The 5,700-nt window shown below is 68.4% G+C and carries 7 protein-coding genes and 1 pseudogene; 5 read left to right on the forward strand and 3 right to left on the reverse strand.

Annotation, left to right across the window (positions count from 1 at the left end):
- The 3 genes and pseudogenes from IEY93_RS37020 to IEY93_RS37030 all read left to right on the forward strand — a co-directional run.
- Positions 1-264, forward strand: a pseudogene (locus tag IEY93_RS37020) (DUF1707 SHOCT-like domain-containing protein); the annotation flags it as partial.
- 117 nt (positions 265-381) lie between these two features.
- Positions 382-765 carry a hypothetical protein gene (locus IEY93_RS37025; RefSeq protein ID WP_189167830.1) on the forward strand — a complete coding sequence of 128 codons (384 nt, stop codon included), beginning with the start codon at positions 382-384 and terminating at the stop codon, positions 763-765.
- Between the two features lie 256 nt (positions 766-1,021).
- Positions 1,022-2,224: a low temperature requirement protein A gene (locus tag IEY93_RS37030; protein WP_189167831.1), complete on the forward strand. Its 1,203-nt coding sequence runs from the start codon at positions 1,022-1,024 to the stop codon at positions 2,222-2,224.
- A gap of 362 nt (positions 2,225-2,586) precedes the next feature.
- Here the strand turns inward: IEY93_RS37030 and IEY93_RS37035 are convergent, their stop codons facing one another.
- Both IEY93_RS37035 and IEY93_RS37040 read right to left on the reverse strand, forming a co-directional pair.
- Positions 2,587-3,210: an NADPH-dependent F420 reductase gene (locus tag IEY93_RS37035; protein WP_189167832.1), complete on the reverse strand. Its 624-nt coding sequence runs from the start codon at positions 3,208-3,210 to the stop codon at positions 2,587-2,589.
- A 32-nt stretch (positions 3,211-3,242) separates the two neighbouring features.
- Complete coding sequence (locus tag IEY93_RS37040) at positions 3,243-3,977, reverse strand: SDR family NAD(P)-dependent oxidoreductase (protein WP_189167833.1); 735 nt, start codon at positions 3,975-3,977, stop codon at positions 3,243-3,245.
- Positions 3,978-4,121: 144 nt separating this feature from the next.
- Between IEY93_RS37040 and IEY93_RS37045 the strand changes: the two genes are divergently transcribed.
- Together IEY93_RS37045 and IEY93_RS37050 are read left to right on the forward strand one after the other, a co-directional pair.
- On the forward strand, positions 4,122-4,733 hold the full coding sequence (locus IEY93_RS37045; protein ID WP_189167834.1) for a TetR/AcrR family transcriptional regulator: 612 nt from the start codon (positions 4,122-4,124) through the stop codon (positions 4,731-4,733).
- 198 nt (positions 4,734-4,931) lie between these two features.
- On the forward strand, positions 4,932-5,168 hold the full coding sequence (locus tag IEY93_RS37050; protein WP_189167836.1) for a hypothetical protein: 237 nt from the start codon (positions 4,932-4,934) through the stop codon (positions 5,166-5,168).
- A 16-nt stretch (positions 5,169-5,184) separates the two neighbouring features.
- On the opposite strand, the gene IEY93_RS37055 is transcribed toward IEY93_RS37050, so the two are convergent.
- Positions 5,185-5,655 (reverse strand): MarR family winged helix-turn-helix transcriptional regulator, encoded by a 471-nt coding sequence (locus IEY93_RS37055; RefSeq protein WP_189167835.1) that lies wholly within the window; start codon positions 5,653-5,655, stop codon positions 5,185-5,187.
- Between the last annotated feature and the right edge of the window lie 45 nt (positions 5,656-5,700).

Raw genomic sequence — 5,700 nt, forward strand, 5'->3', positions numbered from 1 at the left:
CGGGTCGAGTCCGAGTACGGCAGGGTGCGCCTCGACCTGTCCCGCGCGCACATCCCGCACCGGCGTGTCGACATCGAGCTCCGCCTCACCTACGGCCACGCCACGATCGTCCTGCCCGCGGGCGCCGGCGCGGACACCTACGCTGTCCGCGCCGCCTGGGGGCATGTCACGTGCGAGCCCTCGCCCCGCCTGGGTGGCCTGCACGTCCATGTCACCGGCGACCTGCCCTACGGCCACCTGACCGTCCGCACCGCTCGGAAGTGACGCGCCGGTCCAGGCTTGATGGGCAGGGTGTTTCTGACGGGCCCGGATCGTGCTCGCCGCGGGCATCTCAGAGCCGAAGGCCCGCACCGGAAGGGTGTTCTTCCGTACGATTCGAGGGTGGCGGACCGTGAAGCCGGGGGAGTTTCAGCGATGAAGCGAGCGGCGACCATCGGCGCGGTTCTGGTCGGTGACCTGCTTCTTCTGTGGCTGACGTGGTCGCTCGCGGGCCAGGTTCGCTCGCTGGGGGGCGAGCAGTTCTGTGATGGCTACACCGTGTGGTGTGACGGGCGAGGAGACGTGACCCACGCGGAATGGCTGGAGTTGATGAATTTCCGGTCCGGCGTCGTCCACGGGCTGTCGGCGGCCGTGGCGTTCATCCTGCTGGTGATCGCCGCCGTGGCGTGGAGACATCGCCGAAGGGGAATCGCGTTCGCCCAGGTGCTTCCGCTCCTTCTGGTCGCCGTCTTCGCCGTCGCCTGGAAGCCGTACATGTCTGTCTGACATCCTCACCGCCTGCGGCCGGAGGATCTCGGTGACATGACGAGGGCGCCCGCGAAGTCAGGCATTGGCGGCGGAGCAATCGTCCCGATCGGTGTGGCACCACTGACGGTTCAACGCCGTGCGGCCACGGTGCCGGAAGGCGGTGGCCGCTGTGCTGTCACAGGGCGGGCCGCTGTGCTGTCTCACTGACAGGACGGCGTCACGGAGCGACAGGAGCGAGATCTTGCCACCAGCCATGATCAGGGTCCGGATCAGGATGAGGGCGCGTCCCATCGACGAGCCGAACCGCGTCGCCAGCCAGCTGGAGCTGCTGTTCGACCTCACCTTCGTGGTCGCGGTCGCGGCCGTCACCGCCCAGCTCGCACACAAGATCGCCGAGGGGCACGCGCTGAGCGGGGTCGTCCCGTTCCTGCAGGTCTTCTTCGCGATCTGGTGGGCGTGGATGAACTTCACCTGGTTCGCCTCGTCCTACGACACCGATGACGTCCCCTATCGGCTGCTGACGATGGTGCAGATGGCCGGGGTACTGGTGCTGGCGGCCGCGGTGCCGGCCGCGGCCGAGCACGGCGACTACCGGTTCGTCACCTTCGGCTATGTCATCATGCGGATCGGCCTGGTCGTCCTGTGGCTGCGGGCCGGCCTGGCCGATCCGGCGCGCAGGAGTACGGCGCTGCGCTATGCCGCGGGCATCACCGTCCTGACGGTGGGCTGGCTGTACCACTCGGTGCTCGCGCCCATGGTCGCCGAGTTGCCGCTGTTCGTCGTCCTGGCGGTGTTGGAGCTGGCGGTGCCCCGCTGGGCGGAGCGGGCCGAGCCGACCACGTGGCACCCGCATCACATCGCCGAGCGGTACGGCCTGTTCACCATCATCCTGCTCGGCGAGAGCGTGCTCGCCGCGTCCCGGGGTGTCGAGGCGGCGCTCGCGATGACCGGGATCAGCAGCCCGTTCGTGGTGATCGCCGTGTCGGGCCTGGTGGTGCTGTTCGCCCTGTGGTGGCTGTACTTCCTGGTGGACGCCGGCGAGGGGCTCAGCGACCGCCGTGATCGCTCCTATCTGTGGGGGTACGGCCACTACGGCATCTTCGCGGCCCTCGCCGCGCTCGGCGCCGGTCTGGAGGTCGCGGTCGAACAGAGCGGGCACGGCATCACGGCCGGTCCTCTCGTCGTCGGCTACGCGGTCGCGATCCCGGTCGGGGTGTTCCTCCTGTTGCTGTGGATGGTGCACGCGCTGGTCGCGGCGGAGTCGATGATCCGTTCCGGTCTGTTGTCGTTCTGCGCGGTCGTCGTCCTGGCGCTGCCGCTCGCGGTGCCCTGGATCGGCGTACACGGCGTGGTGGCGGCGATCGCGACGACCTGCGTGGTGCTGGTCGCCGTCACCATCGCCCTGAACAACCTCGGCGCATCGGCGCCCGGCCGCGCCCGGCAGGGGAGCACGGCCGCTCAGCAGACGCTCCCGTGACCCGGCGACTCCTGCCAGGCCCTTCGCCGTTGCCCCGTGGATACTCGCCGGCGTCGCCCACGCCGAGTGGGGGTTTCGGTGGCGGTTGCGAGCGCGTCGAGTGGGCAGACTCGGCGGGTGAGTTGGGCCGCGCGTTCGTCGCGTGCAGCGGCCCCGCCTCGCCGCGAGCAGGTGGCGAATGCGGGGCCGGATGCTTAATCCGATGGTCAGCTCCTCAAAGGGGGACCTTCAGGTCGATGATTCGCTCTGGGGCCGTGATCGGATCGGGGACGGTGCGCAGCGGGGCTGCTTGGTTCAGATGATGGGAAGTGTGAAACCGAGCTGCATTGGCGAGTCCTTTCGGTGATCCGTCGACCGTTTGCTCAGACGGGAAGTTCGGTGATGCTGAGGGCGAAGTCCAAGTCCCCCACCCCGTGGTTGGCGAGGCCCACCGTGACCACGCCGGCTCCTTCCAGCCAGTGCGCCATTTTCAGGCCGCCGACGTCCAGCGGGCGCAGCCCTAGGCTCTCGATGAACGCCTCCACACTTGCCTTGGCCTGCGCATTGTCGCCGGCGATGAAGACGTCGGGCCGACCCTTCTCCAGGACATGACGGAAGATGGTGTTGAACGCCTTCACCACGCTGGCGCCGGCCGGGGCCGCGTTGGCGACTTCCTGCGCGATCGAGGTCTCCTCGCGGTGGGCCAGCCCGTCGAACGTGGCATTGAAGGGATTGCTGATGTCGACGATGACCTTGCCCGCGAGAGCGTCTCCGTACTGGGCGACGACCGGCACGACACCGTCGTACAACAGGGCCACGATGACGATGTCCCCGGCCGGGGCGGTGCCCCATTCTCCTGTCGTGGCGCCGCCGCCGAGAGCCTTGGCCAGGTCAGCGGCTTTGGACTGATCGCGGCCCATGATCTCGACGGTGTTGCCGCCCGTTATCGCCCGCGCGCCGATGGTGCGGGCCATGTTCCCGGTGCCGATGATGCTGATGTTGCTCATGAGATGCCCCGCACTGGTGGTGGTTGTTCGGTTCAGATGGCGGTGGTGCCGCCGTCGGCGACGAGTTCCATGCCGTTGACGTAGCTGGAGTCGTCGGAGGCGAGGAAGAGGGCGGCGGTGGCGATTTCGTCGGGGCGGCCCATCTGGCCGCGGGGGATGAGGGACTCGAACTGGCGCTTGGTGGCCTCGTCGAAGAGTTCTTCCTGCTTGGCGGTGGCGACCTGGCCGGGGGTCAGGACGTTGACGCGGATGCGGCGGTCCTTGAGCTCGTTGAGCCAGATGCGGGCCCAGGCCTGCTGGACGGCCTTGCTGCCGGCGTAGACGCTCCAGCCGGGGAAGGCGCCGAGGGAGGCGTTGGAGCCGGTCATGAGGATGGAGCCGCCGTCATTGAAGAGCGGGAGGGCCTTCTGGACGGTGAACAGGGTGCCGCGGGCGTTGAGCCCGAACCAGGTGTCGAATTGGGCCTCGGTGATCTCGCCGAGCGGAGCGGGCGCGCCGCCGCCGGCGCTGGCCCACAGCACGTCGAGGCTTCCCTTCTCCCGCTTGACGGTGTCGTACAGGCGGTCCAGGTCGTCCAGGTCAGCGGCGTCGCCCTGGACGCCGGTGACGTTGCGGCCGATCTGCTTCACGGCCTCGTCCAGCATGTCCTGGCGGCGGCCGGTGATGAAGACGTGCGCTCCCTCGTCGACGAACAGTTTCGCGCCGGCCAGCGCCATGCCGGTGGTGGCGCCGGTGATGACCGCGACCTTGCCGTCAAGCTTTCCCATGGTCTCTCCCTTAGGTCGGTGGTGCCGTGCGCACCTGGGTGACAACTGTTATGTACACCGCTCTGTGTGCTTACGGTATCGAGTGGACGGCCAGGGCGCAAGCTATGTACACCGGTCGTTACCTATCTGGGGTAGCATGGACCCATGACGGAGTTGGAGAAGGGCCCCCAGGGCCGCCGCCGCGGCCGGGGCGCCCGCGAGCGCATCCTCAGCGCGTCCCAGCAGCTGTTCCGTGAGCAGGGCATCAACCGCACCGGCATGGACCTGCTTTGCGCGGCGGCCCAGGTGTCCAAGCGCACGGCCTACCAGCACTTCACCGGCAAGGACGAACTCGTCGCCGAGTACCTGCGCCGGTTCGACCCCTCCGTTCTGTCCAGCGTGTTCGACCGCACCGACCTCACGCCCCGCGAACGGCTGCTCGCCGTCTTCGACATCCCCCCCACCACCCCCCTGTGCCCCTACATCGCCGCAGCCGTCGAACTCCACGACCCCGAGCACCCCGCGTCCCAATACGCACGCGACTACAAGAAAGCCGTCGCCGCGCGGCTCGCCGACACCGCCCGCGAAGCCGGCGCCGCCGACCCTGAACAGCTCGGCGAGCAGCTCGCGCTGCTCATCGACGGCGCCGCGGCCCGCACCCGGGTCCTCAACGCCGACGCCTTCCCCACCGCCGCCGCCATTGCCACCGTCCTCATTGACAATGCCATCCCCGCCACAGCCGGCGATGACCGGCGACGGGAGGAAGCGTCAAGTTGACGTGGCACGCCGCGGCCGGGCTGGACGCGCTGCCTCTGCCGGACGGCTCAGACGAGACGATCGGGGCGGCAGCGGACGCTGCGTACATGGCGGCCCGGTGCCGGGAAGCTTGATCGTCTTTCACCGATCAAGCGCGCTTTGGATATGCGAACTCACCGGGTCGCCTGTTTCGTAGGGCCCGCCGTCACGGACGACGCCATGCTCGCCGTCGCGCTCCACCTCCGCGACCAGGAACTGAGCCTGCGGCAGATCGCCGAGCGGCTCGTCATCTCCACCGGGAAGAAGAAGGCCGGCACCCGTCAGCAGCCACCGTCACGCGGATGCTCCGCGACCGCAATGACAAGGCGCTGGAAGCTTCTGGTTACGGATGGCTACTTTGCCGCTGGCCGTGGCTTCAGGAGTTCGAGGCCGACACACACGGTTCGTGAGCGGTGAGGTCCGGGATCGGGTATCAGTGCTCGTGTTCCAGCGCGGCCAGCCGTTCGGCTACTTTGTCGCCGATGGTGACGAGCATCGCCATCTCTGTCGCAGTGAGATGATCGATGAGCACGTCGCGGACGTCGGCCACGTGCTGCGGGGCCGCGATCTTGATCAGGTCGCTGCCCCGGGGAGTGATGGCGACTACCGCCCCTCGTTGGTCGGCGAGGCACCGCTCGCGGGACACCAGGCCGCGATTTTGCATCCGGCCCAGGTGCTGCGACAGGCGGCTCTTCTCCCAGTGCAACAGCCGGCCGAGTTCGAACGACCTTAGCCGGCCTTCGGGCGCCTCGGACAGATGGGCCAGAACCTGGTAGTCGGCGCCGGACAGCCCGCACCGGTTGCGCAGGTGCCGTTCGAGGAACTCCGACAGCCCGTCCTGCATCTTCATCAGGCTGCGCCAGGCCCGCTGTTCTCGCTCGTCCAACCAGCGCGGCTCGGTCATGCACGTCACTTTACCGTCTGGTTGACATGGGAACCAAGTGCCACG

It is taken from the genome of Sphaerisporangium melleum (assembly GCF_014646695.1).
GTDB classification, from domain to species: domain Bacteria; phylum Actinomycetota; class Actinomycetes; order Streptosporangiales; family Streptosporangiaceae; genus Sphaerisporangium; species Sphaerisporangium melleum.

Coding starts and splice junctions, on each gene's coding strand:
- IEY93_RS37030 (WP_189167831.1), top strand. CDS start 1,022: ATGAGGGCGCGTCCCATCGACGAGCCGAACCGCGTCGCCAGCCAGCTG.
- IEY93_RS37035 (WP_189167832.1), bottom strand. CDS start 3,210: ATGAGCAACATCAGCATCATCGGCACCGGGAACATGGCCCGCACCATC.
- IEY93_RS37040 (WP_189167833.1), bottom strand. CDS start 3,977: ATGGGAAAGCTTGACGGCAAGGTCGCGGTCATCACCGGCGCCACCACC.
- IEY93_RS37045 (WP_189167834.1), top strand. CDS start 4,122: ATGACGGAGTTGGAGAAGGGCCCCCAGGGCCGCCGCCGCGGCCGGGGC.
- IEY93_RS37050 (WP_189167836.1), top strand. CDS start 4,932: ATGCTCGCCGTCGCGCTCCACCTCCGCGACCAGGAACTGAGCCTGCGG.
- IEY93_RS37055 (WP_189167835.1), bottom strand. CDS start 5,655: ATGACCGAGCCGCGCTGGTTGGACGAGCGAGAACAGCGGGCCTGGCGC.